The organism is Streptococcus oralis subsp. oralis (assembly GCF_002096595.1).
In the GTDB taxonomy this organism is placed as follows: domain Bacteria; phylum Bacillota; class Bacilli; order Lactobacillales; family Streptococcaceae; genus Streptococcus; species Streptococcus oralis_D.
Genome location: NZ_NCUR01000010.1, coordinates 712085 through 738214 on the forward strand (window position 1 = coordinate 712085; position 26130 = coordinate 738214).

The following is a 26130-nucleotide window of genomic DNA, read 5'->3' on the forward strand; positions in this document are numbered from 1 at the left end:
ATTACCCTTTTAGTATAGCACTCTGAGAATAGATGTCAAGAAATTTTTATCTCCATTAGAAAAAGCCTGTCCTGAGACAAGGCTTTTACATATATCTCTATTAAATCTCCCATTTTCATAGAAATCTAAATAATATATTTATAAATCAATACTTTCACAAAACTATGTCATCACCTCACTATCTAATCTCAGTACATAAACCATTTTTTCTATAGCTTTTGTCTTAATCTTTATTTTTTCTCTTCAATCCAAGAAAAGCTCCTACTATAAACATGATTCCGGCAGCTAATAGTGTCTGGGCTCCGCTTGCTGTTCCGGTTTTTGGCAACTCATTAGGATTGTTACTAGTTGATTTACTATTGATGTTGGTATTTTTATTAGTTAAGTTTCCTTGTTCATTTAGATAAATGTTCTTGTTAATTTCAAAGTTTTTATCATTTTCATCAGAAACAATACTGTTGACATCATTAGTTGAATTAGATTGTGTTTTTTCTTTCTTTTTCGATACATCAAAAGTAGGTTTATTTTCCTCCTCCTTTTTCTCCTCTATTTTCTTGAATACAGGTTTTATAAAGGTATCTTTTGATAGATTAAGAACATAGCCAGCGTCTTTTTTCCCTTCGAAACCAGAAATTTCCCAACCATCAAATTGGTATCCTTTTTCTAATTCACCCATATAGACAGGTAACATAAAATCTTCTTCCGACACTATCGTTGAACTCATTTCTTTTCCATTTTGAATTGTCACAGTCACCGTATGAGGTTTTAATTCGCTTACCTCTCCCGTATCTTTGTTTAAAATGAATTCTTTTACGGTTGTATTTCTTGCGAAATCTTTTACAACAATCTTAATGTTTAGTGTCTTATCTGTTAGTTGTTTAATATCATCAAATGATTTGTATTCTTTTCCATTTACATAAATATGTTGTTCTTGAATCTCACCATCGAATCCATTATTTCTTTTATCATTGATGTTAAAGACTACAGATTTTCCGTTAGCATATTCGATACTAGTATTTCCCTTAGGATCAATGTTTACTTCTGGTTTTACATTATCATATAAAAATTGATAGTGTACTCCAACCGCTTTCGCATTCAAATCGCTATAGCCAGTTTGGAGATAAACATTTCCATCCATATCTGTTACCTTATCTGGAAATCCGTTTGCTTTATAGTCTTTCATTCCCCAGTCCATGATGTCGCCGTCTTTAACATTAAGCTTAATGTTAAAATCTCTAGTGTTATCAATGTGTAAATCTCCGTAGATTAAATAATTATCTACAACCGATTCATTAACTCTCAACTCCCAGTTAAAACCACCCTTATCAGAAATCTTACCTCTTAAATAAAATTCTGGATTTCGTACATAAATTTTATTAGATTTAGATGGATTAAAGTAGTTCTTGTCCATTGAGAGATTTACTGGTTTGGTATCAATAAATAACGTAGAGCCATCTTCTTTTATAGCTTCTACATTGGACTTATCCTCTCCAGTGTACTCTTTACCATCCTTACCAAATAATACCAGTTTAGAAGGATCTGTTACAAGATTGCCATCGTTATCGATTGCCTCCCCTTTATCGTTCATTTTAAATGTAAACACTTGATACCTTACAATGTTAAAGCCGTCCAAAGCCGACATTAATACTGATTGAATACTTCTTCCATCTTCAACATTTCTACTATCAGCATAAATTATTTTTTCTGATAAAACTCTTAGATTAGGATTAGCCTTTTGGATTTTTGCTATATCTTCCTTGTTATAGACTCCATTCCCTTCTAACATATCCGTTTTTCCAGGATTATAGGTAGTCACTTTTAGTGCATAGCCTTTTCTTAGAATGATGTTATCCTTTAATAGATATTGTTGTTTTTCTGAATCAGCATAGATTTTACCAGATTCCATGTCCGTTAAATTGTTTGGTTTGTTTTTTGAAAGATCTCCTTCTCCTAATTCTATTACATTCCCATAACTTGATGCATACGGATATTCTGCTTTAGTTTCCTTATTTTTTTCAGGCATTCTAATTTTAGTTTCAGCTTTTATCTGACCATCATCTTTGACAAAAAACCTCATATCTCCTGCAAAAGCTAATCCATCCACAATATCATTAATATTAGCGTATAAATCAAATGTCATCGTTTTTGAGTGGGAATCATACTTGGTCGTTTTGATTTCTATCGATTTATAGTTATTTCCATAGTATACCTTGGCATTTTTAGAAACATTACTGATCTTTCCAAGAATTTCAAAGTGTCCATCTTTAGATGGGTTTAGAATGCCATAAATTTTTGATTTGATTTCATCAAGTTTTTCAGTTTCATATTCTAAGGCACTACCATCGTCATATGCAATGATATTTCCCTTATCATCGTATTTATAATCGTATTCCTCTATTCTCTTACCAGTTTCACTTGTAAAGTCATCAACTTCTCTAAATTTCTTTTTAATGAGTTTCTTTAAGTCTTTGCTTTCAAAATCTCTAATTGTTGAAATAGTTTTATGAATAGTCAAGCTAGATTTTTCTTCGGTAGCCTCTTCATTTTCTTGATGATGTTCTACCTCAGTTGTATCTTTTTTAAGACTATCATCTTTAACGTTTTTTAAATTCTTAAATTTAGATTCAGGAATTTCTCCAAGCTTTTGGTATTTAGATGAATCTTGATCAGGATCTACTAGATAATAGGAAATCATCCCATTTTCATCAGCATGATCAGCAAATTTAATTCTATGAATCTTTGTGAAATTGCTAGAACCGTCTAATGCAATCACTTCAATGATTTTGCCCCTTAAATCTCCTGCACCTTTAATTTCATAAATGGTATTTCCGTCTTTGTCAAGTTTTCTATTTCGTCCTTGACCCTCACCTGCATAAGTTACTTCAAGATTTTTCTCAACCTCTCCATCTTCATTAACAAGAGCGGCCCCAGCATACCAAACTTCGTTGGCAATCTCGTCAAATTTTTCAGGATGTTCTTTTTGATCTCTCGCAAATAGCGTTTCATTCTTGTATTGCTCTTTGACCTTGTGATAAGTATCCTTTGTAATTAACTTAATTTTTTCAGGGTTTGAAAAATCAATTGAAACAATCTTTGGAGGTGTGTTATCAATTTTTACAGGAATATAGGAAACCTGCCATGGGTAATCCTTGGTTAATCTATATTTAAATTTATAGAAATATTGCCCTTCCGCAATCGGTTCAAATTGTCCTCGTATCTTAGTAGCAGGATCTTTTTTGTCATTACTTTCTGGGGCATTTTCTTCTCTACCTCTAGGGTTATAAATGAGTCCATCCCATTTCAAATCACCCCAAACTTTTAGCTTAGAAGATTTAATGCCCTTTGCATCATTTCTTTTAGAGTTTAAAATTCCTTTAATAAAGTGTTCTCTCGAAATGACTTTTAAGTCTTTTTGATTTTCTCCTTCTTTATTTGTATTTACTATTGAAATCACCCCTTCTTCTGCACTTCTTAATACAAGTGGAGAAGGCGTTAATCCTCTCTCAAGTTGAGCATCTTGAGGATTTCCATTTGAATCTAAAGGATAGATTTTAGCAATATTAGAGCCACTTGATGAAGGTGCGTTGATTCCTTCGTTATTGAAAGCAAATAATTCTGGATTTTGATCTAGGGATGTTGTATTTTTATCTTTTCTATTTTGGATAACTCCTGCTGGATTAAATTTATCTATACCATGTTCTCCACCAATCCCCTTATTTAAGGTACCTGGAATTTTTGGTTTACCATCATCATCATAACCTTCCATTGCTTTTGATTTTGATCCTTCTTCCCAGGCCCATTTATCAAGGATTGGTTCGTGGTTCCAATTCCCAGCAAATCCCATTAGAGGCATCGACAAAGAAGGTTGGAAGTTTCTTTTCTTACCGTTGGAGTTTAGAGCTTCCATTTCTTCCACTGACTCAAAATGAATAAATGATTCTACAAATTTATTTTTGTTTTTAGCTTCTCCAACATTTATAACCGCATTTAAATCAAAGCTGGAATTTGGACCTATAGTGAAAGTATCATGCTCAAATGTGATATTTGCTCCTTTGACTTTTTCTGGGTGAATTTCTGGAACAATTTGCTTCCCGTCCGGAGATTTTTCATCTTTATATGTTTCATCGAGTTTTAGCCTATCAGTTAGAGCATCTGTAGTTACAGTTGATGCAGAAACTTTAAAGGTTAAAGGTCTGTTTGAGGTATTGTGAAGCTTAATTGTAAAGTATTTTTTATCACCTTTTATTTCTTTAAGAGAAATGGAACCATATGAATTTACCAAACCTTTAGAATCTGTATTTTTGAAAGTTGCTACAACTTCATTTCTCAAAGCGTTGGCAACATTAATTAGCCCCGCTCCCTGCTGTCTAGGTGATGCAAAGTATTGACTCTTTTCTTTCCAAGAGGTTGCATCCATCATAGGTCTTGCAGTATTTTGTAGAGCTATTTTTGTAAGACTTGTAAGGTCTATTTTGTCATCTCCCTTAAGATTTTTCAAGACAGGTCTTTCAAGCAATTCCTTTAATTTTGGTCGAATCAAAACAGTAGAAGCTGCTACGATTGGAGTTGCCATACTAGTTCCTGACATATAACCATAAGTGGATTTACCATTGATAACATTTAGAGTGGATTTAATATTTTTACCAGGTGCTGAAACATCCGGTTTTAAAAGCAAGTCTGTTCTTGGCCCCCAAGATGTAGACCCTGCTGGGACTATAATATCTTCTTTATAAAGTTCTTTGTCTGTGTCAGCTGCAAATTTAAAGTCAATTTCTTTTTCATCACCTACATTCGGTTTATTAGAATTATAGCTTTCCATATCAATTGGATAGTATTGTTCTAAGTTATCTTTAAAATCTTCCTTATTATTTCTTTTGACTTCAGTTTTTTTATCAGGGTTAATCATGTTCCATAATTTTACACCATCATCTCCTGAAATTGAAAATACTTGACTAGTAGTCCCTTCATCCGCTTCATATCCCATAGCTGGAAGGTCTGTCCAATTATCTCTATTGTAGTAATTTACAGTATTTACAACCATAATGGCACGTGCGCCTTTATCCGTTGCTCTTTTAAAAGCATCTTTTAAATCCTTGGTATAAATTCTATCCATTACTGCAATTTTGCCCTTAAGATCCAAGCCTATCAAATCTTTGTCTTGACCTTTGCCTATATATACAAATTTTAATTTATTTGGAGTTTTTGACCCATCCTCATTTGTTAGGATTTTATTTTTATCGAAAAAAGCTCCTATATTTCTGTATTTAAAACTTTGTCCTCCAATGTTAACCTTATCAAACTCAATGGTTTGATTTTTAGCAGAAGCGACCGCTATCGCATCTTCATGTGCGGCAGTTCGTGTTACATTTCCAGTATCTGTCATTTTCAGATTATTATTGGCTACTAAATCCCAAGAAGAACTTGAAGCAGAAGTCGCAAAATTACCTGTAGCAACAACCATTGGGATTCCAGCTTTTCTTAATGCTCTAATAGCCTCCCAATATTTCTCGCCTACAAGACCTGTTCCCGTAAAGCCAGATGATACCGAAACAACATCGACATTGTGTTTGATCGAATCTTCAATAGCATGAAACATTGTTTCATCACCCGCGAACCCAGATCCTGCGTCAGAGTACATTTTATAAGAGAAAATTTGTGCATTAGGCGCAATTCCATCTATGCCATTAAAGTTCTTGATATCTTTTTCAGTATCATTTCCAGCAAGAATCCCTGCAATATGCATCCCATGTGGGTCAAAATAATCCCTACCATCATCATATTTTTCTACAGTGATTTTACCACCATTATAATAATTGAACGCATGAGGGATTTTATCACTCAACCAATAATTTTTATCAGTGCCTTTTAAATCTTCTTTTTTAAATTTCATTGAGTCTTTGGCATCATCATCGATCCTCATAGCCTTATGCCTATAATCTGTTCCAGTATCGATATTTGAAATGACCATACCTCTACCATCAAAATTTTTCCCAAATGGAGCATTAATAGACTTTAGGTAATCAATAGCTTCCTCAACTCCAATTTCCTTTCTGGCATGATTCATCATTGGTTGGACTTTTTGTGATCGTTCAACCGACGAAACACCTTCCATTTGTTTAATTTTGTCCAAATTATCTGGAGTTGTTTCAATGGCAGCGCCATTAAAAATCGTATTATAGGTATATAAAACTTTTGTATCCTCAAGATTGGATAGTTCCTTAATTACTTTTTCTCCAGATTCTTTATCTTTAAATTCAGCAATATAGACAAGTTTATCTTCTTTTTTAGGATTTTCTGTATCTTTATTTACAAATGAGTTCGCATCATCTCCTTTGGATTGATTGGAGTCTTCTTTGATACTTGCTCCTTCGTTACTAGTTTTTTTGTCTATCTTAGGCTTTCTACTAACAACTTCTTTTTCCTCAATAACTGTTGTCTTCTTCTCCTCAGTATCCTTTGAAGTTTCTATAACATTATGAAGTTCTTCAGATTGTTCATTTTTTTCTGTTTCTTTATCTGCTACTACTTTTTCTTTACCAGAAATTTTTAAAGCATCTTCAGAACTAGGTGCATCTGCTACTACTTTTTCTTTATCAGAAATTCTTAAAGCATCTTCAGAACTAGGTGCATCTGCTAAAATTACCTCATTGGGGGCATATGCTGCTAAAATAACTGCAGCAGTAGTTAATGACAATACCGTACTTTTTTTCATTATAATTCCTTCATTTTTTATTTTAAACCCAATAGATAGAAAACTTTAACCTTGCTAGCCTTTGTTATAAAAAGTTTTATGACGTATTATCTAGTGGGATAGAGTAGTACATTTATATATAATTGTTAGCTCTCTGAAAAATAGTATATCAATTAAAAAATTTTAAGTCAAGAAAAATTAACACGCATTAATTTTTTTTTTAATGTACATTAAAAAATATAAACCCAAAACTTTCGTAGTTAACTGGGATACATTATCAGCACATTCACACCATCAAAAATAGTAGCAATTAACTGGAATAACTACCAAAATCGCAAAAAGGGGTATGGATAGAATTTATGCCTTAATAAACATGCAAAAACAACCGCTATAATTTTCAACGGTTGTTTGTAACATATTTAATTTTTAACTCTCATCCTATCTTATCTCTTACGAACCCGCACTTTCGTAGGCATCCAAGCCCCTATCCCAGAGTTTTAAAGAAATAACAAAGAAAACAAGGGAAATCAACATCAACCCACCAATGTTAAAGAGCCCGTCTTTGTCCTGCAAGAAATAGCTGGCAGGATAGTAGGCCGTAAAGGCGAAAGGCACGATAAAGCTAATCAACCAACGAAGAAGCGAATTATAAATGGAAATCGGATACTTGGCAAAGTCATTAAACATATAAAAAATGTAAATCATGGCTCCTGACTGCTTGGTCCAAAAAGCGATACTGGCAGTCGCGATTTTCAAGGAAGTATAGATTAAGGTCGCAAAAGGAATGCAGACTAGAAAAATCAGGAATTTTGGAAGAGTCCAAGCAATGCTTGATACTGTTGTCGCTAGTAAAATTCCACCGACCAATAGTTCGCCCAAGGCATCAATCTGAAAGGTCTCAACCAAGATGTGAAAGAGAGGATTGATAGGACGCGTCAGGTACTTGTCAAACTCTCCTTTTCGCACCAAACGTTGCCCCAGAGCCCAGAGATTGTCAAAAAAGAGATGATCTAGTCCCTTGGGAATTAAGGAAAATCCATAGATAAAGGCGATTTCTTGAAAAGTCCAGCCTTCTAAGGAAGGAATGTGTTGAAAGAGCACATTGAGAAACAAGAGGTTCAGGCCTTGAGTCAGAAAAACTCCTAACACGCCCACCACAAAATCGACCTTGTATTCCATGATTTGCTTGATGTATTGTCTGATAAAAATCAAATGCATGCGTTGATATTTTTTCATACTAACCTCCTTGAATAGTGATAAAGGACTGGACTCGTTTCCATATCAACTGAGACAAGCCCACCATCACTATGAGCCAGAAGAACTGTAGCAAAAGCGCCTGAAGAATCTGACTGGCATCGTATTTCCCAACAATGATCATAACCGGAGTATAAATTAAAGATGAAAAAGGCAAGAAGGACAGAATATCTGAAACAAGCTTTGGAAAGAAAGCCAAGGGAATCAGACTTCCAGACATAAAGGCCACTATGGAAGTTTTAAGTAGATTGGAACCCCAAAGATTTTTAAACACAAAAGCTGAAAATCCAAAGCAGATATTAAAGAAAAAGTTAATCAGATAGGCCAGCGTTAAACTAAAGAGATAAAGGACAGTTAAGCCCAGTACCTCTACAATACCTTGTCCCGATAAGATTTTCATCAAGACAATGACACTTAAAAATGGCAGTCCAACAGAGATAAAAATCAACCACTTGGAGCCAAGCTCGGTGAAGAGATATGAGGCCGCAAAATGCACTGGTCTCAGCAAGCGCATGATAATGGATCCGTCCTTGACCTCCTCCCCAATCATAAAAGAGCTATCCGACTTGGTCAAAAGATTGGTCACAAAACTCATGGTGATGTAGAGGGTGATATCTGCCATACTGAATCCCTGAATCAAAGACTCTTGCGACGAATCGAAGACTGCCTTCCAAAGATAGAAAGCCACAAAAGCCCCCATAACATCCCCAATCCGATAAAGAATAAAGTTGACTCGATAGGTAATCAACTCCTGAACGCCTGCATTGATAAAGGGTTTATAACGTCTCCACAATTTGACCATCTTAGAGCTCCTTTCGGTAGAAGCGACGGATAATATCCTCGATATCCGTATCCAACATCTTCAAATCGCGAATTTCAAAATCAGACAGGGTTTGCTTGATAATATCGGCCGACTGGTAGCAGGAACTATCGAATTCAATATTGAGGCTGTTTCCTTGTCTATCAATAGTCATATCAGACATGCCTTCATAGTGAGAAACTAGATGACTTTGACCTGGCACCAGTTCAAAAGAAAGAGTCTTCATCTTGCCAAAGGTTTCCTTGAGCTGGCTCACCGTTCCATCAAAAATCTCTTGCCCCTTATCAATCATAAAAATCCGATCACAAAGTTGCTCAATGTCGCTCAAGTCGTGAGTGGTCAAGAGAATAGTGGTCTCTTCCTCCTGATTGATCTGGGTAATGGCGCGACGAATATTATCCTTGACCGAAACGTCCAAACCAATGGTCGGCTCATCTAAAAAGAGAACCTTGGGATTGTGGAGCAAGGAAGCCGCAATATCCGCCCGCATTCGTTGACCCAGTGAAAGAGTGCGTACGGGATCCTTGATAAATTCCTTCAAATCCAAGACTTCATTCAAAAAGTCCATACGCTTATGAAAGAGCGCGTCTGGCACATCGTAAATTTCTTTTAAGACCGTATAGGTCTCTTGCAGGGCCAGATCCCACCATAGCTGGGTGCGTTGTCCAAAGACAACCCCAATATCCTTGACATAGTCTTGACGATTGTCCTGAGGAATCTTGCCATTGATCCGACAATAGCCCGATGTCGGCTTTAAAATTCCTGTCAGCATTTTGATGGTTGTTGACTTCCCAGCTCCATTGGCCCCGATAAAGCCCAAAATTTGGCCTTTTGGAACTTCAAAGGTCAAATCCTTGACCGCTTCAAAGGTCTGCTTTTCAGGATGAATAAAGGAGCGCAAAGCCCCCTTTAACCCCGGCTCCTTTACTGTCTTCACAAAATTTTTCTGAAGATGTTCCACTTCTATCATTGCCATATCTATCTCCCTATCGCAAGGAATAGCAACATTGTATTTTTGACTACAAATATTCTAAATCCTTACTTTCTAAACTTTCTAATTGTTATTCTTACAGAAGGCTTTATACCAACCTATTATAGTCCAATAAAAAAAGGAATGCAAGCGTTTGCCTACGGATTATGAAATTAGAGATTTCACTCTTAAAATAATACTTTTGAATCAAAAATTCTGGTTTAATAGTTTCCTTAAAACGCAAAAAACCTGCCCTCAGGGGCAGGTTACGAACTGTAAAAAGAAAACTATTTTGATCAATATAATTCACTATTTAATCAAAGAACTAATCTTTCATAATTCTTTTCACAATCCCATTTCTATCAATTAGAAAACAATCTGGAAAGGTCATTTGCTCCCATTTTTCATAATCAAAACTGGAATCAAAGTGATTTAGTAGTATTCCTATCAAATTCCCGTGTGAACTAAGTAAAATCGTTTTTTCTGAGTATCTCTCTTCCAATTCCATTAAAAAATTTAGTACTCTAGCTAGTGCGTCTTGATTTGATTCCCCTTCTGAAAGAGATTCACTAGGATTTTGCCATAAATATTTAATACTGTCTTCAAACTCAGAATCTTTTATAAAGGTTGAAGATAATTTTCGCTCTCGTAACCGATTATCAAGAACTATTTTATCAAATTGAATTGGCGAGCTATTAATCGTTTCAAATGCTCGTTTATAAGGACTAGAAAAATAATAATCAATATTAAAAAAATTCAAAAACTCTAACTGGTCAAGAGATAAAAATCCTTTTTCTGACAAAGTTCTATTAAAATCATCACTTGAAAATCTTGAATGAGCATGTCTAAGTAAAATATAAGAATTATTCATAAGTCATTCCTTTCAATTATTATCATCAGTCTCAATGGATTTTTAAGCCCTCAATTATTCTCTAAAAATTCTTTAATGCGAGAAACAATAGCATCGCTTTGATAATGATAGAGGTCGTGAGGCGCATCCATATAGACGACTTGAACATTAGACTGGTCGCTTGCAAATCTCTCTGCATAACGTTGCCACTCAGATTGGCTAAAACTAGTACCTTCACCGTTAGACACCAGTAGTAAGGTGGGAATTTTCGGATTGATGCTAGAAGTAACTTTCTTGGCATTTTCCTTTACCGTTTGGGATTCATGAAGCATGGCTTGTGACATCAACTGCTTATAAGCTAGAAGTTTATATTGTTTTCGTTCATTTTCGGTCAAAGTTTGATTTTTTATATAAAAGGACTCAGGGAAGTAGCGTAATAAGCCAATATTGCTGCTCCAATATGCTACAGTGAGTAAGGTCTGATTTTGCTTTAAATTCTCATAACTTGATGGCAATGCCCAATCTAAACCAATCAAAGCTTTCACTTCATCAGGAAACTTCTCCTGCCAAGCCAGACTCTCTAAACTAGCCATGGAATGAGACAGAATGATAAACGGCCCTGTGATATTTGCTTGGGAAAGAGCTTGGCGAGTCTCAGACAAAACTTCCATCACATCTCTTGAATGATTGCTATCATCACTATAACCATATCCCGCTCGCTCCACGATGACTACCTTATATCGTTTCGATAAGGATTCCGATACATTTTTAAAGTCCAATATGGGAGAAGCAATACCAGCACCTGAGAGAACTACTATAGTCTCAGGTCCATCCCCTTCAACGTAAATATTTATTTGATGTCCATTGACAAGAACTTGTTGTCCCATAGGTGATAGTGAGGCTTCTTCCTTTTCCAAACTGATACGGTGAAAGATGAATGTAGCGAGTAAAAACAAAAGAATGAAACTAAGAATGCCAAGAAACCATTTTTTCAGTATTTTCATAGCATTATTGTACAAAAAATAGAACCTTTTAGCAACTTAAGATTGGTTCTTCTACAGTATATTCGCTATATATCCAGACACAAAAAACCCACCCAATGGGCAGGTTTCATCTGTATTGTTCAGCTAGATTATGCTTTACCTTCTGAACCGAATACGTCGATACGTTCTTCAACTGATGCTTGGATAGCTTTTACACCGTCAGCCAAGAATTTACGTGGGTCGAAGAGTTTTTTCTTGTCGTATTCTGCTTCGTTTGCTTCGTAGTCACGAGCAAATTTACGAGTTGCGTTAGCGAATGCGATTTGGCATTCAGTGTTAACGTTAACTTTCGCAACACCAAGTTTGATAGCTGCTTGGATTTGGTCATCAGGAATACCTGAACCACCGTGCAATACGATTGGGAATCCTGGAAGAGCTTCTGTCAATTTCTTCAAGTGGTCAAGGTCAAGACCTTCCCAGTTTGCTGGGTAAGGACCGTGGATGTTACCGATACCAGCTGCCAAGAAGTCAATACCAGTTGCAACCATTGCTTTAGCATCTTCGATTGGAGCCAATTCACCTTTACCGATGATACCGTCTTCTTCACCACCGATAGTACCAACTTCAGCTTCTACTGAGATACCTTTAGCGTGTGCTTTTTCAACAACGTCTTTAGCCAATTTAAGGTTTTCTTCAACTGGAAGGTGTGAACCGTCAAACATGATTGAAGTGTAACCAACTTCGATACACTCAAGTGCATCTTCGTAGTGACCGTGGTCAAGGTGGATAGCTACTGGTACAGTAATCCCCATTGACTCAACAAGGTTAGCGATCAAGTTGCGAGCAACTTTGTAACCACCCATGTATTTCGCAGCACCCATTGAAGTTTGGATCAAAACTGGAGCTTTTTTAGCTTCTGCTGCACGCAAGATAGCTTGAGTCCACTCAAGGTTGTTTGTGTTAAATCCACCAACTGCATAACCGTTGTCACGAGCTGCTTGGACAAATTTTTCTGCTGAAACGATTGCCATTTGTCAGGCCTCCTATATATTTTTTGGGACATCCCATTTACATTGTTCATTTTATCACTTTTTGATAAAAAAAGCTAGTTTTTCCCATACTTTAGATTGAATTTCTTCCAACTCAATCAATGTAACCCCTTTCTTCTCCTTAGTCCTGAGTGACTTTGGGATAACGCATGAAGAAGGTTAATCGATCATCTTGCATCTCAAAATGATAAGGTAATTTCTCGTGTTCTAATAAACTTTTGACCACAAAGAGTCCCATCCCCGAACCCTTGGCCTTGCGACTAGCATTGCCAGAAAAAGACTGGGCCAATTTTTCTTGTTCTTCAGGACTACAGCTATTCTCGATAAAGAGTTCTCCTTCTCTCTCGCCAATGCGGACCAGGCCACCTGGAGTGGAGTGCTTGATAGCATTGCTGATGAGATTCGATAGGATTAGTCTCATGACAGATGGGTTTATGTAAGCCTGCTGATGGGTTAGGCTAATGTCTACATGAAGTTCTCTCTCCTTGGCTATCAAGGCATAATCCTTAACCAGAGTTTGCGTCATCTGAAGGAGGTCAACCTCTTCTTTCTCCTCTCGAATTTCCTGCACAGAAGAGAGAGAAAGTATCTGGAGAACGTGGTGACTGAGGTCGTCCACAATCCCCAAGGCAACTCCAAGATAGTGGTCTCTATCCTTATAACGACCGATATTTTCTTTCATATTTTCGATTAGGATTTTGAGACTAGCCAGGGGGGTTTTCAGTTCATGAGAGGCCCCTCGTAGGAACTCAACCTTCATCTTCTCCAGCTGGAGAATAGCTTCATTCTTATCATGCAAGTCCGCAATGACTGTCAAGAGATGCTGATAAAGGCTATTGATTTGTTCCTTGAGATCACCTATCTCATCCTTAGAATCCACGCGCAACCGTACTTGAGCATCCAGTTCCATCATCCGACGGGTCACCCGCTTGATTTCCAAAATCGGGGCAACAATGGTTCGAGCGTAGATGTAGGCTACCAAGAGGGAAATCAGAAAGGATGCCAGCAAGGTATAGGGGAGAAATTGGAGACTAATCTGCTCTGCTTCCTTTTGCAGGTCCATGGAAGCTAGAAACTGAAGAGTCATAGTGCTACCATCTTGCGTTTTCACCTCACGCTCCTCAATAAAGAGGGAAGTGGTCTGGCGATTCGCGTCTAGTGGAAGATTGTCCTTGACCTCTAACTTGTCCTCAGTCATCTCTCCCTTGACAACTCCTTTGATATCACTGCTCTGGGAATACAAGTCTAACACTTGCTCGATATTTTGCCTATCTTTTCCGTCTAGGGATTGGGCAATGGCTGTCGCTTTCTGACCTATGGTTTCCTGACGATGGCTCAGATAAGTTGACGGAAAGAGAAAATAAATGGCTAAATGAAGGCAAATCACCAGAACACTAAAAATCGAGAAGGTATAGATAAATATCTTTGTAAACAAACCTGTTCGTTTCATTTTCTCTCCAATTTATAACCAACATTGCGCACAGTGAGGATACAATCCAAGTCTAGCTTTTTCCGCAGTTCCTTGATATAAACATCAATAACACGGTCAAAGGGGACCTCATCTGTCGCCTTCCAGACAGCATCGATAATCTGAGAACGAGTCAAGGCCCGTCCTTCATTTTTCACCAGATAGTCCAGAATTTCCAACTCTTTGGCATTGATAGCCACTTCTTGATCTGCTAGGCTTGCACTGTAGCTCTCAAAGTCCACCTTGGTATCCTTATAGGAGAAGATTCGTCCCGTATCGTAGTAGCGCTTGAAAATCGCATCTACTCTCACTTTTAAAAGGGAGAGGGAGAAGGGCTTTTCCAGATAACCATCTGCCAGAGAAGCAAAGGCACTCATCTTGTATTCTTCATCCTGAAAGGCGGTTAGCATCAGGACAGGAACCTGACTGCTCTTACGAATCTCAGCTAGAACTTCTAAACCATTGAGCTTAGGCATCTGGATATCCAGTAGTACTAGAGCAACTTCATAGATGGAAAATTTTTCCAGAGCTTCCTGACCGTCCGCCGCCTCAATAGTTTCATAACCACAATCCGTCAAATAGTCACTGATCCCCTCACGGATCATCTCTTCATCTTCTACAATTAAAATTTTCATAGAAAAAACGTTTCACATTCCTTTAAATTTCTTGTAAATTATCTCAGTTTCATCCTGAAAGGAAGAGGCCTTATCAAGACAAAACAGATAAAAATGCTACCTATATTATACCCCATTTAGGGGAGAATAGGTAGCAAGTTTTTTATTCGCTATCGAGCAAGAGCTCTTTTGGTTGTTTTCTGAGGAGATTGCTTGAGGCAAGCACCATGACGAGAACCACTAGAACCAATGCAAGGACAAAGACGATGATAAAGTCTGATGTCTGAATAGAAATATCTAGGCTCGACAAGGTCTTGCTAAAGCCATCTACTTCAGCACCACCACCAAGGTTAGAGGCTTGAGCAGCCTTGCTGGCTTGCTTGGCAACACCTGAAGTGACATTGGCAAGAACAGTGTTTCCGATGGCACGAGCTGTGTAGTTGGCTAGGAAGTAAGCAGAAACGAGAGCAGGGATGGCAATCAAGATAGATTCTGTGATGAATTGCCCCAAGATACTTGCCTGCTTGAGACCGATAGAGAGGAGGATCCCCACTTCCTTGCGACGAGCATTGATCCAAAGACTGAGCAAGAGTGCAAGGAGAAGGACTGAGAAGCTCAAGCTACCCCAGAAGAGGAGGTTGGCCATCTTGTACATACCAGAGATGGATTGCTCAAGAGCTGGGTAGTTAGATGAGCTCTTCACAAGTGTGTAGCTCTTCCAGTTGATACCACTGATGCCATTCAACTCTTTCATGACATCATCCAAGTTCTTGTCTGCTGTTACAAAGAAGGTTGCGTCCCCATAAATAGCTGTGTCTTCTGTGTATCCATAAAGTTTTGCAGCAGTGTGAATGTCTGTGATAGCTGTGTTTTCATAGAGTTCTTGTGAGTAGGTTACTGCTGACTTATTGTGCCCATCAAAGAGTCCCTTGATTGTAACTTCGACTGTTTCCTTGGCACCTTTTTCATTGTCTGCATCGTAGATATTGGAGTCTAGTTTGACCTTATCTCCAACTTTCCAGCCGTGTTTAGCTGCCAAGTCCTTGTGCATGAGGATCTTGTCTTTGTCGTCGTTGGTTAGGTGCTCACCTTCAACCAGCTTATATGAGCCAGAGACAAACTTGTCTTCTTTAGAGGAGTCATTGACACCTGTAATCATCAAGCTGCTTCCAAACCGTTTGGCACGGTCCGCAGTGAGATTTTTCTTGGTTTCTGGCGTTTCGATGAGGTCGTATCCAGTCAAATCTCCGATAGCGTTGATGCGTTTAACATAAGACTCGATGGCCTTATTTTCGGTGATTTTTTTGATATCCTCACCCTTGATATTCCCAGAACCACGTGGCGTTCCTTGATTGACGCGACGATTGATTTGCATGGAGAAGCTATTGGTGATATTTTTAAAGGTCTCCTGAGAAGCCTTGGCTGTAGCTCCCTTGATCGACAAGCCGACCAAACTCAAGCTCGCCATGAGGAGAATAATCAGGAAGATAACAATCGATTTGAAAAACTTCCTTGTAACATAGGCAAATGCGTTGTGTAACATAGGTTCCCTTTCTAGATTTGATTTAATAATTCTATCAAAACAAGCTCATCTTATTTAGTAGTGTTGCGAGTTTCAGTCAGTTTCTTATTCTTCAATTCAAGTGTAATATCTGATGCTTGCGCCACTTCCTTACTGTGGGTGACGACGATCACACATTTACCTGTTTTCTCAGCAAGTGACTTGAGCAATTCGATGATATCTCCAGCAGTTTTAGGGTCCAGATTTCCTGTTGGCTCATCAGCTAGAATAACTGGAGCTTCTGATACTAAACTGCGAGCAATAGCAACACGTTGCTGTTGACCACCTGATAACTGGAGAACGTTCCGCTTGATCTGACTTTCATCCAAACCAAGCTCAAGAAGTGTATCCTTGCTTGCTTTTTTGTTGACCAAGCGGATATTTTCCAGCGGAGAAAGATAATCTATCAAGTTATAATTTTGAAAGACCAGGGAAATATGGTGCATGCGATGGTAGGAATACCCCTTATTCCGAATGTCCTCTCCTTGGAAAAGGATAGAACCTTCAACAGGACTATCTAGACCAGCCAGTAGAGACAAGAGAGTGGATTTTCCTGCTCCTGACTCACCAATGATACTATAAAATTTTCCGGGTTCAAAATTATACTTGATCTGATATAAAACTGCCTCAGCAGTGTTCTTATAACGGTAGGTAACATCTTGTAATTGTAATAAAGTCATGATTTCTCCTTCTTATACTCAATGAAAATCAAAGATCAAACTAGGAACCTAGCCACAGGTTGCTCAAAGCACAGCTTTGAGGTTGCAGATAAGACTAACGCGGTTTGAAGAGATTTTCGAAGAGTGTTAACTAATAGATGATAAAATTTCCTTAGGTGATTTTCTAAATAAGAATAGGAAACAAAGAGCTACGGACAAGCAACCAATCAAGAGCAGAAAGACATAGGATTCTGCAAAGGATAGGAGACTGGTTGATAGACTGCTTGCTTTAGCTAGTGTGTCTTGTAAGGTTGCCTGATCTCCACTTGCTAGTACAGTTTGTAGCAGATAGGATGTAATGGCTTTCCCAGCAATAAAGGATGGAAGCAAAGCTCCAAGAGATACCAACACCACCTCTAAACAGAACTGTAGGAAGATTGAGCTCTTGCCTTTTCCAAGTGCCAGTAAAATCCCTACTTCGTAGACCCTTTCTCTCAACCAGAGAGACAAGACCAAAATTAAGGCTCCAGCTCCAGCTATCAACATCCCATAAAGGAAGATAGTTAGGAAGGTTTGGAAGGTTGCAACTGAGTCTTTGATCTGTTCAAAGGCCTTGTTTTCCTTTTCGACTTGATAGCCTTGATTTTCCAAGGCCAAGTTTTCCACCTGCTTCATGAGTCCGTCCATTTCCTTAGGATTTTCTACATAGAAGCGCGCTGCACTAACTTGAGGTTCACTATTTCCCAAAAGGGTTTGGCTACTTTCATAGTCTGTAAAGACTTGGTTTTCACTGAAGTCAGAAGACAAGCCTGTGAATTTCTCTTGTTTTTTACCAGAAAAGATGCCGACAATCTCAAACTCAACTGTTTTACCTTTTCCTGATTCTGACTGTCCAGCATCCAAGCGAATCTTGTCATGAAGCGAAAGACCGTTCTTCTTAGCCAACTCTTCGTGGATCAGGATTTTCTTGGAATCCCCTTTTTGAAGGTGTCGGCCTTCTTTTAGATTGAAAGCTGAGCTGGTGAAGGTAACATCCTTGGATGAATCCTCAAGAGCCGTTAAGCTAACCAAATTCTTGTCCGCAGCTGACAAGTCATCACGTTCGACGCTCTGCTCACCACTCACTGCTTCCTTGTCTTTTAGTTTTGCGACCGTCTCGAGTTCAGGAGAGACATTCTCCAGCCCCTTAATCTTGCTAACTGATGCTAGGTCCGATAACTTGAAGGTCTGTCCATTTTCTATCTTTTTGATAGAAAAAGAGGTATTGAGAGATTTGTAAAGATTTGTTTCTACTGTTTTGTTGGACTTCATCAGCGTCAAACAGGCTGAAATTCCTGCTAAAAGAACAAATAAAATCAGAAATAAAATAAAACTTCTCAGTCGTTTTCTGCTGACATAAGCCCAAGCTCTTTGGATTGGATTCATTTGTCACCTCCATATTTGTAAGACTATTATAAAATCCAAATATGAAATGTTTATGAAATCGAAAAAATTTTTGATTTATTTTTTGAAAAAAGCTGGTATTTCTACCAGCTCCATTTTTATAACTGCATCCACTCAAAGCAAAGAAAATGCAGAAACTAAACCAGAGAGGATGTTGGCTGTGGCATGCATTAGCCAACTTGGTAAAATTGATCCTCCTGCTATCTTTTCATTAACAAAACCAAGATAAGCTGCTATTGCTCCAGTAAAAAATACAATGAAAAAAGTGACTTCCAAACTCACTACTGAAGCAAACAATACTCCATGAAGCAATCCAAAAGCGAAGGCCTGTATGGTATTTGCAAAGACAAACGGCATGTGATTTGCCATTCGTTTCAGTAGAAAACCTCTAAATAATAGTTCCTCTGGTAAAGATGTTTGCAAAATACTGTAAATTAGAATACTTGGTAAGGCCTTATATTCCATAGCAGAAAAAGCCGAAGTAGCTGTTTCTAGACCACGAGTAAGAGGAAAGATAAGGATAGAAAAAATAGTAAATAAAGAAAATCCCCCCACCATCCATAAAATCAGATGCAAAGTTTTTACTCTTTTGATAGCTTTTAGTCCGATCCATTCCATAAATGGAACTTTCCCCCTCATAGTCATAAACCACCAGATAGAAGGTAGTAAAATAATAAAGAGAATTTGAATAAAGGCGCTCATTATTCGTTGAAGTTCATTAACCATCGTAATCCTCCTTTACACTTTTGAAATACTCATTTCAAATACCAAATAACTATCTACTCCTCCTTTCCTACCTTATATATCCGTTTTAACCAAGCCTATTAGTATCCATTACTCGATGATCTTTCATATAAGACTTTTTGCAGTTACTTTCTATCTATATTATAGCACTATTTAAAAGAAAAGAAAAAAACAAGAAAGGTAGACCTCTCTTGTTGAATAATCACTATGCGTGCTGACAAAAAAAGAGCTAGCTAAAGCTAACTCTTACCCTATGCGGAGAGAGGGACTTGAACCCTCACGACCTAAAGCGGTCACAGGATCCTTAGTCCTGCGCGTCTGCCAATTCCGCCATCCCCGCGTCGATTACTTTACTAGTATATCAACTTTCAAAATCTTTGTCAACACTTTTTTCAGATTTTTTTCATTTTTCCAACAGTCTTATTGTTCAATTTCAGCAAGGTTTTCATCCAGTAATTTTGCTCCCAATGTGTTCTTAAAATGCCCAAGAGCAAACTGATGATTTTCTGGCCAAATAGAGGCAACTGCAGGCTTGACAATCTCGATTTGATAACCTAAATTATAGGCATCAATAGCCGTATGAAGAACACAAATATCCGTCAAAACACCTGTTAAGATAACAGTATCAACCCGACGTTCCCGCAAACGGATATCTAAGTCCGTTCCTGAAAATGCTGAATAGTGACGCTTGTCCATCCAAAAGACGCGACTATCCGCCTCATGCTCAGCATAAAAGTCAGCTAGGGGGCCATAAAGGTTACGCCCACTAGTGCCGATAATATTGTGAGGTGGAAAGAGCTTGCTTTCTGGGTGGAATGTATCCTTCTCTTCATGAGCATCAATGGTAAAGAATATATAGTCTCCACGATCAAAAGCTAATCTGGTTGCCTGATCAATGGCTTTTGATATTGCTTGAGCAGGTGCTCCAGCAGTTAGCTTTCCATGGTCTGCTACGAAATCCTCTGTATAGTCAATCGAGATTAAAGCCTTTGCCATTAGTAGTCCCTCTTTTTCACTTCCTCAAAAATATCACCAATTAGAACTTTGAGATAAGTCCCCTTCATTCCTAATGAACGACTCTCAATAATTCCCGCAGACTCCAATTTACGAAGCGCATTGACAATCACTGAGCGTGTAATGCCAATACGGTCTGCAATAACAGACGCAGTCAGCTGTCCTTCATTTCCATCCAGCTCAGCTAAAATAGCTGATACGGCACGAAGTTCTGAATAGGAAAGGGTGTTGACCGCCATGGTAACAGCCGTACGACGGCGAATATTTTTCTCATCTTCTTCACGTTGGAAGTTCAACAGTTGAATCCCTACAACCGTGCTCGCAATCTCGACAAGAATCAAATCTTCATCTTCAAATTTCTTATCATTGCGCCAAATGATCAACGAACCTAGGCGAATCCCTGATACATGAATCGGAGCGATGGTCGTCAACCCATCTGGAAAGTCCGCACGGCTCTCCACAGGGAAAATGGTCAAATCATGTTCAACAGGAAGATTTGCTTCCGTGTCATAAATCATGTTTGCCCCTTGTACATAGACCTCAGGGAAGGTTTTGGTTTGGAAGAATTGTTCTACACGGTCATTATTGGTCTTATAACGCATAAAGTAACCCAAGAGACGTCCCTTGTTATTCACAATACAAGCGTTACAGTCAATAATATCAGCTAACTGGCGTGTGATCGCATTGTAAGGAAGTTCATCTTGGAGTTGCTCTTCTGAGCGCTTTAGAATAGACGTGATTTTTCTTGTTTTTTCTAATAAATGTGCCATTTTTTACCTCGCATATAATCGCTTCCATTATAACATAGAAAAGTCTTTATTTCAATAATTATCTGAAAATTGCTTATTTATTTGCAATTTTGAACAGCAAAAATATTTTAGAAAAAAAGCGATTTTTTTATTGACATCCTATTTTATTTTTGATATTATAACATTATAAGAAGATGACATGATAAATCCCTTTCCGTTTCACCTATCCTTTACTATCACCATCTTCTTTTACTATCGGTCTCCTTATATATAAAAGCGATTCACAGTGTGAATCGCTTTTTTCTATTTGTCTCCTTTGTTACGAATAACAAAGCCGGTCTTCTTTTCGCTTGAAGTGTTGCGAGGTTTTTTATTGTCTTTGTTACGGTAACGTCTGTCTTTATCAAAACGATCGTTCCCACGACTGCCTTTCTTGAAATCATCACGGCGACCATTGCCACGGCGCTCACGATCTCGACGGTCGTCCCCACGACGGCCTCCACGACCTCCCTTACCTTTGCCACCAAAGCCATTACCTGATGGTTTAAATGGCAGTGGTTTTTCACGCGCAATCTCCACTTCAGGAAGGCTGTCTGGATCTTGGACTGTCAGACTCAAGATATACATAGCCAATTCTTCTGGACTAAATTCTGCTGCTAACTTACGAGCATCTTTAGCAAATTTCTCAAAGTTCCCACGAATTGCTTCGTCTGCGAAGTCTCGTTCGATTTTCTTGAGCGCTACTTGTTTCTTAGCTTGGAAGGCTTCTTCTGCTGTTGCTGGTTTCAAGCCTTTCATGCGTTTCTTAGTCAAGTTTTCGATGATTTGAAGGTAACCCATTTCATTTGGTGCTACAAAAGTAATAGACTGACCTGACTTACCAGCACGACCTGTACGACCGATACGGTGAACATAACTTTCAGGATCTTGTGGAATATCGTAGTTGTAGACATGGGTCACACCTGAGATATCCAAACCACGTGCTGCCACGTCAGTCGCAACTAGAACATCAAGATTCCCATTTTTAAAATCACGAAGGACACGAAGACGTTTATTTTGGTCCAAATCACCATGAATCCCTTCTGCACGGAAACCACGGATCTTAAGACCACGAGTCAATTCATCTACACGGCGTTTGGTACGACCAAATACAATAGCAAGTTCTGGTTGTTCCACATCCATGAGATGTGTCATGGTATCAAATTTCTCTTGTTCCTTGACACGGATATAGTATTGGTCAACCAGCTCTGTTGTCAATTCCTTGGCAGCAATCTTGACATGCTCAGGGTCTTTCATAAACTGAACACCGATACGTTTGATAGCATCTGGCATGGTTGCTGAAAAGAGCAAGGTTTGACGATTTTCAGGGACACGGGAAATGATGGCTTCAATGTCTTCAAGGAAGCCCATGTTGAGCATTTCGTCCGCTTCGTCAAGGATAAGCGTTTCAATATCTTGTAATTTCAAGGCCTTGCGTTTAATCAAGTCCAAGAGACGGCCTGGTGTTCCGACTACGATGTGAGCACCCGATTTAAGGGCCTTGATTTGTTTTTCAATGCTGGAACCACCGTAAACTGAGCGAACTTTCACTCCTTTGCTACGGCCAAAGCGGAAGAGTTCTTCTTGGCTTTGGACAGCGAGTTCACGAGTTGGAGCGATAACCAAGGCTTGGATGGTCGCTTCTTCTGTACGGATTTTTTCAAGGGTTGGCAAGCCAAAGGCTGCAGTCTTCCCTGTACCAGTCTGAGCTTGACCGATAACATCTTTTCCTTCGAGGGCCAAGGGAATGGTCTGTTCTTGGATAGGACTGGCTTCTACAAAACCAGCTTTTTCAATCTCTGCTAACAATTCAGCAGACAAGTTAAATTCATTAAATTTCACGTTATTCTTCTTTCTAAAGGTGGTGCGAAGCCACCCTATAGGGCTTTAGTTTATACTTTTCTTTTCATGACGTATCTTCAACAAAAATGAGATACTGTGTTGCTTCTTTTCCACGAAAGAAAAGTACTAGTTTCTTTGCAACCTATCTAGTATAACACAAGAGCGAGGCAAAAGATAGTAGAATCCTTAAGGAAAATCATGTAAGCGGTTTTTGGATTTCCTTTTTGATTGAACGACCTAGATAATAAGACAAAGCCAAGGCTATACTATATAAAATGAGAAAAACGAACAAGGTTTGTGTGTAAGAATGAGCTATTTTATAAGTCTCTGCTAATAAAATAGGCCCTGCTAAACCAGCCATTGCCCAAGCTGTTAAAATATATCCATGCAGTGCGGCCAATTCCTTGGTTCCAAAAATATCACTGAGATAAGCCGGAATCAATGAAAAACCAGCTCCATAGCAAGTCATCAAAATAGACATAGCGACTACAAATAAAATGGAATCTGTAAAGAGCCAAAGTGAGAGAGAAGAGAAAAGATTGACAAGCAGTAATATACTAAAGGTTAGAGGGCGACCGATATAGTCAGATAAACTCGCCCAGAGCAAACGACCAAACCCATTGAAAATCCCTAAAACGCCCACCATTACTGCTGCATGACTTGTAGACAAGCCAGCCATCTCCTGTGCCATTGGCGATGCCGCTGAAATTAAACCTAAACCACAAGCTATGTTGATAAAGAAAATAATCCAAAGTATATAAAACCGATTGCTTTTCAGGGCCTGATTCGCAGCCATTCCTTGCGTCAAAGAGGCTGTTTTTTCTTTCCCTGAAACAGATAAAATTGCAAGCTCTTGTTCATTTGGACGCTTAATGAATTGTGAAGCTAGGAGCATGATAATAAAGTAACTTGCACCTAAAATATAAAAAGTTTCTACAAGCCCTACCCCTGCGATGAGATGTTGCGCTATGGGACTAGTCAATAAAGAAGCAAAACCAAACCCCATAATCGCTAAACCTGTTGCGAGACCACGTTTATCAGGAAACCATTTTATAATCGTTGACACAGGGGTAATATAGCCTGCTCCCAAACCAAGCCCACCTAAAATACCATAAGCGAGATACAACAACCACAGCTCCTGACGGTCTATTGCAAATCCTGTTAAGATATTTCCACCTGCGTATAGAAAGGCAGATAGACTCCCCATGACTCTCGGACCAAATTTTTCTACCAAACGCCCCATAAATGCAGCCGATAATCCCAAACAAAAGATTGCTAGACTAAAGGCAAAGGCAACAGAAGCCTGATCCCATCCCGTTTTTTCAATAATAGGGTTGCGATAAACACTCCAAGCATAAGTCGAACCCAGCATTAAGTGTAAAATGACCCCAGCAAAGGCAATAATGTAACGATTCGATTTCATAAAACCTCCTATTTTCGAACATTTATTCTATTTTATATAAAAATAGATAGGATTTTAGTTTATCAAGCTTGTCAAAAAATTACTAGTTTTTTGTCTGGAAAGCGTTTTTATCTTTTTCTGTCTTTCCCGTAGCAGATTTGTGCAAAAAGTGTTTTCTTATGCTAGAATGAAAATCGAATAGGAGGACTATAAATGTTAACATATGATTTAATCGTTATTGGATTTGGTAAAGCTGGGAAAACACTGGCTGGTAAACTAGCTTCAGCTGGCAAAAAAGTTGCCCTCGTTGAACGTAGCAAAGCTATGTACGGTGGAACTTGTATCAACATCGGTTGTATTCCAACCAAAACCTTGTTAGTTGCTGCAGAAAAGGACTTGTCATTTGACGAGGTTATGGCAACAAAAAATACGATTACCAGCCGCCTCAATGGTAAAAACTATGCTACTATCGCTGGTACTGGAGTTGATATCATTGATGCCGAAGCCCACTTTGTTTCAAACAAAGTAATCGAAATTCAAGCTGGAGATGAAAAACAAGAACTAACTGCTGAAACAATCGTCATCAACACTGGTGCTGTATCAAATGTATTGCCAATTCCTGGTCTTGCTACAAGCAAGAATGTCTTTGATTCAACTGGTATCCAAAACTTGGACAAATTGCCTGAAAAACTTGGTGTCCTTGGTGGCGGAAATATCGGTCTTGAATTTGCAGGCCTTTACAACAAACTTGGCAGCAAAGTTACAGTCCTAGATGCCTTGGATACTTTCCTACCTCGCGCAGAACCTTCTATTGCTGCTCTTGCTAAACAGTACATGGAAGAAGACGGCATTGAATTGCTTCAAAACATCCGTACTACTGAAATCAAAAACGACGGTGACCAAGTTCTCGTCGTAACTGAAAACGAAACCTACCGTTTCGACGCCCTTCTCTACGCAACTGGACGTAAGCCAAACGTAGAACCACTTCAACTTGAGAATACCGATATTGAACTAACAGAGCGTGGTGCTATCAAGGTCGACAAACACTGTCAAACAAACGTTCCTGGTGTCTTTGCAGTTGGAGACGTCAATGGCGGACCTCAATTTACCTACATTTCACTTGATGACTTCCGTGTTGTCTATAGTTACCTTGCTGGAGATGGCAGCTACACTCTTGAAGACCGTCTCAATGTACCAAACACCATGTTCATCACACCTGCACTTTCACAAGTTGGTTTGACAGAAAGCCAAGTAGCTGATTTGAAACTTCCATACGCAGTGAAGGAAATCCCTGTTGCTGCGATGCCTCGTGGTCATGTAAATGGCGACCTTCGCGGAGCCTTCAAAGCTGTTGTCAACACTGAAACAAAAGAAATTCTCGGTGCAACTATCTTCTCAGAAGGTTCACAAGAAATCATCAACATCATCACTGTTGCAATGGACAACAAGATTCCTTACACTTACTTCACAAAACAAATCTTCACTCACCCAACCTTGGCTGAGAACTTGAATGACTTGTTTGCGATTTAAGTTAAGACTTCTTCGTATCTCACAGCCCTCATCGGGCTGTTTTTGTTTCTGCGAAATCTCAAATCTGTCTTTTCCCTCTTTTGTGATATAGTATCCAAACTTTATTTAGCAGTCCTAATTATATATTGAGTTTCAGGTCACTCTTTCAAATATCAGCAATACATATGACTTTGAATAACTCGCTTCAGCACATCGTTTTATGGGTAATTTAAAAAGTATATTTTGCAATGATTGTTTCATGCCTAATTAGTAAATTATCCACTCTTTGCACGGGTCGTATGTGTATTTTCATCGTTTGTGAGAAGATTTTACCGTTTGCAAATTGATAGTTAAGTCGATATATTTTTTCTTCTTAAATATTTTCCAAATTATTTAATCTTTTTAAAGATAAGAATCACTTTCTAATCAATCAAAGGATACTTCAAATTTCTTCGTTCTTGATAATATG

General features: G+C 38.5%; 18 protein-coding genes and 1 tRNA gene. 1 reads left to right on the forward strand and 18 read right to left on the reverse strand.

The window, feature by feature from the left end; genetic code table 11:
- Nucleotides 1–223: 223 nt before the first annotated feature.
- The 18 genes from B7714_RS07910 to B7714_RS08000 all read right to left on the reverse strand — a co-directional run bounded on the left by B7714_RS07910 (nt 224) and on the right by B7714_RS08000 (nt 24173).
- On the reverse strand, nt 224–6712 hold the full coding sequence (locus B7714_RS07910) for a S8 family peptidase (RefSeq protein ID WP_084860162.1): 6489 nt from the start codon (nt 6710–6712) through the stop codon (nt 224–226).
- 429 nt (nt 6713–7141) lie between these two features.
- The gene (locus B7714_RS07915; RefSeq protein WP_049520929.1) at nt 7142–7927 is read right to left on the reverse strand and encodes an ABC transporter permease; all 786 of its coding nucleotides are present in this window, start codon (nt 7925–7927) and stop codon (nt 7142–7144) included.
- Nucleotide 7928: 1 nt separating this feature from the next.
- Complete coding sequence (locus B7714_RS07920) at nt 7929–8747, reverse strand: ABC transporter permease (protein WP_084860163.1); 819 nt, start codon at nt 8745–8747, stop codon at nt 7929–7931.
- A 1-nt stretch (nt 8748) separates the two neighbouring features.
- Nucleotides 8749–9741, reverse strand: coding sequence for an ABC transporter ATP-binding protein (locus B7714_RS07925; RefSeq protein ID WP_084860164.1), 993 nt, complete (start codon nt 9739–9741; stop codon nt 8749–8751).
- A 319-nt stretch (nt 9742–10060) separates the two neighbouring features.
- Nucleotides 10061–10606: a histidine phosphatase family protein gene (locus tag B7714_RS07935; RefSeq protein ID WP_084860166.1), complete on the reverse strand. Its 546-nt coding sequence runs from the start codon at nt 10604–10606 to the stop codon at nt 10061–10063.
- A 50-nt stretch (nt 10607–10656) separates the two neighbouring features.
- The gene (locus B7714_RS07940) at nt 10657–11589 is read right to left on the reverse strand and encodes an alpha/beta fold hydrolase (protein WP_049485360.1); all 933 of its coding nucleotides are present in this window, start codon (nt 11587–11589) and stop codon (nt 10657–10659) included.
- A 128-nt stretch (nt 11590–11717) separates the two neighbouring features.
- Nucleotides 11718–12599 (reverse strand): class II fructose-bisphosphate aldolase, encoded by an 882-nt coding sequence (locus tag B7714_RS07945; protein WP_001018995.1) that lies wholly within the window; start codon nt 12597–12599, stop codon nt 11718–11720.
- A gap of 139 nt (nt 12600–12738) precedes the next feature.
- Entirely contained in the window at nt 12739–14067 is a 1329-nt protein-coding gene (vncS, locus tag B7714_RS07950) for a sensor histidine kinase VncS (protein WP_084860167.1), read from the reverse strand.
- On the reverse strand, nt 14064–14720 hold the full coding sequence (gene vncR, locus B7714_RS07955) for a response regulator transcription factor VncR (protein ID WP_084860168.1): 657 nt from the start codon (nt 14718–14720) through the stop codon (nt 14064–14066). The genes vncS and vncR overlap by 4 nt, the downstream gene beginning before the upstream one ends.
- Before the next feature lie 142 nt (nt 14721–14862).
- Nucleotides 14863–16242: an ABC transporter permease subunit Vex3 gene (gene vex3, locus B7714_RS07960; RefSeq protein WP_084860169.1), complete on the reverse strand. Its 1380-nt coding sequence runs from the start codon at nt 16240–16242 to the stop codon at nt 14863–14865.
- 50 nt (nt 16243–16292) lie between these two features.
- A complete protein-coding gene (gene vex2, locus B7714_RS07965) occupies nt 16293–16940 on the reverse strand; it encodes an ABC transporter ATP-binding subunit Vex2 (RefSeq protein ID WP_000173736.1) in 648 nt (215 codons plus the stop codon).
- A gap of 126 nt (nt 16941–17066) precedes the next feature.
- A complete protein-coding gene (locus tag B7714_RS07970) occupies nt 17067–18344 on the reverse strand; it encodes an ABC transporter permease (protein ID WP_084860170.1) in 1278 nt (425 codons plus the stop codon).
- 132 nt (nt 18345–18476) lie between these two features.
- Nucleotides 18477–19088: a CPBP family intramembrane glutamic endopeptidase gene (locus B7714_RS07975; protein ID WP_084860171.1), complete on the reverse strand. Its 612-nt coding sequence runs from the start codon at nt 19086–19088 to the stop codon at nt 18477–18479.
- A 272-nt stretch (nt 19089–19360) separates the two neighbouring features.
- Nucleotides 19361–19446, reverse strand: a tRNA-Leu gene (locus B7714_RS07980).
- Between the two features lie 80 nt (nt 19447–19526).
- Nucleotides 19527–20102 (reverse strand): cysteine hydrolase family protein, encoded by a 576-nt coding sequence (locus B7714_RS07985; protein ID WP_001029646.1) that lies wholly within the window; start codon nt 20100–20102, stop codon nt 19527–19529.
- The gene (codY, locus tag B7714_RS07990; protein WP_000940725.1) at nt 20102–20890 is read right to left on the reverse strand and encodes a GTP-sensing pleiotropic transcriptional regulator CodY; all 789 of its coding nucleotides are present in this window, start codon (nt 20888–20890) and stop codon (nt 20102–20104) included. Before codY ends, B7714_RS07985 begins: the two co-directional genes overlap by 1 nt.
- Before the next feature lie 282 nt (nt 20891–21172).
- Nucleotides 21173–22750 carry a degradosome RNA helicase CshA gene (gene cshA / locus B7714_RS07995; RefSeq protein ID WP_084860172.1) on the reverse strand — a complete coding sequence of 526 codons (1578 nt, stop codon included), beginning with the start codon at nt 22748–22750 and terminating at the stop codon, nt 21173–21175.
- Between the two features lie 196 nt (nt 22751–22946).
- Nucleotides 22947–24173: an L-lactate MFS transporter gene (locus B7714_RS08000; RefSeq protein WP_084860173.1), complete on the reverse strand. Its 1227-nt coding sequence runs from the start codon at nt 24171–24173 to the stop codon at nt 22947–22949.
- A 192-nt stretch (nt 24174–24365) separates the two neighbouring features.
- Between B7714_RS08000 and B7714_RS08005 the strand changes: the two genes are divergently transcribed.
- Nucleotides 24366–25682 carry an FAD-containing oxidoreductase gene (locus B7714_RS08005; protein WP_084860174.1) on the forward strand — a complete coding sequence of 439 codons (1317 nt, stop codon included), beginning with the start codon at nt 24366–24368 and terminating at the stop codon, nt 25680–25682.
- Nucleotides 25683–26130: the final 448 nt, after the last annotated feature.

Coding starts and splice junctions, on each gene's coding strand:
- B7714_RS07910 (WP_084860162.1), bottom strand. CDS start 6,712: ATGAAAAAAAGTACGGTATTGTCATTAACTACTGCTGCAGTTATTTTA.
- B7714_RS07915 (WP_049520929.1), bottom strand. CDS start 7,927: ATGAAAAAATATCAACGCATGCATTTGATTTTTATCAGACAATACATC.
- B7714_RS07920 (WP_084860163.1), bottom strand. CDS start 8,747: ATGGTCAAATTGTGGAGACGTTATAAACCCTTTATCAATGCAGGCGTT.
- B7714_RS07925 (WP_084860164.1), bottom strand. CDS start 9,741: ATGGCAATGATAGAAGTGGAACATCTTCAGAAAAATTTTGTGAAGACA.
- B7714_RS07935 (WP_084860166.1), bottom strand. CDS start 10,606: ATGAATAATTCTTATATTTTACTTAGACATGCTCATTCAAGATTTTCA.
- B7714_RS07940 (WP_049485360.1), bottom strand. CDS start 11,589: ATGAAAATACTGAAAAAATGGTTTCTTGGCATTCTTAGTTTCATTCTT.
- B7714_RS07945 (WP_001018995.1), bottom strand. CDS start 12,599: ATGGCAATCGTTTCAGCAGAAAAATTTGTCCAAGCAGCTCGTGACAAC.
- vncS (WP_084860167.1), bottom strand. CDS start 14,067: ATGAAACGAACAGGTTTGTTTACAAAGATATTTATCTATACCTTCTCG.
- vncR (WP_084860168.1), bottom strand. CDS start 14,720: ATGAAAATTTTAATTGTAGAAGATGAAGAGATGATCCGTGAGGGGATC.
- vex3 (WP_084860169.1), bottom strand. CDS start 16,242: ATGTTACACAACGCATTTGCCTATGTTACAAGGAAGTTTTTCAAATCG.
- vex2 (WP_000173736.1), bottom strand. CDS start 16,940: ATGACTTTATTACAATTACAAGATGTTACCTACCGTTATAAGAACACT.
- B7714_RS07970 (WP_084860170.1), bottom strand. CDS start 18,344: ATGAATCCAATCCAAAGAGCTTGGGCTTATGTCAGCAGAAAACGACTG.
- B7714_RS07975 (WP_084860171.1), bottom strand. CDS start 19,088: ATGGTTAATGAACTTCAACGAATAATGAGCGCCTTTATTCAAATTCTC.
- B7714_RS07985 (WP_001029646.1), bottom strand. CDS start 20,102: ATGGCAAAGGCTTTAATCTCGATTGACTATACAGAGGATTTCGTAGCA.
- codY (WP_000940725.1), bottom strand. CDS start 20,890: ATGGCACATTTATTAGAAAAAACAAGAAAAATCACGTCTATTCTAAAG.
- B7714_RS08000 (WP_084860173.1), bottom strand. CDS start 24,173: ATGAAATCGAATCGTTACATTATTGCCTTTGCTGGGGTCATTTTACAC.
- B7714_RS08005 (WP_084860174.1), top strand. CDS start 24,366: ATGTTAACATATGATTTAATCGTTATTGGATTTGGTAAAGCTGGGAAA.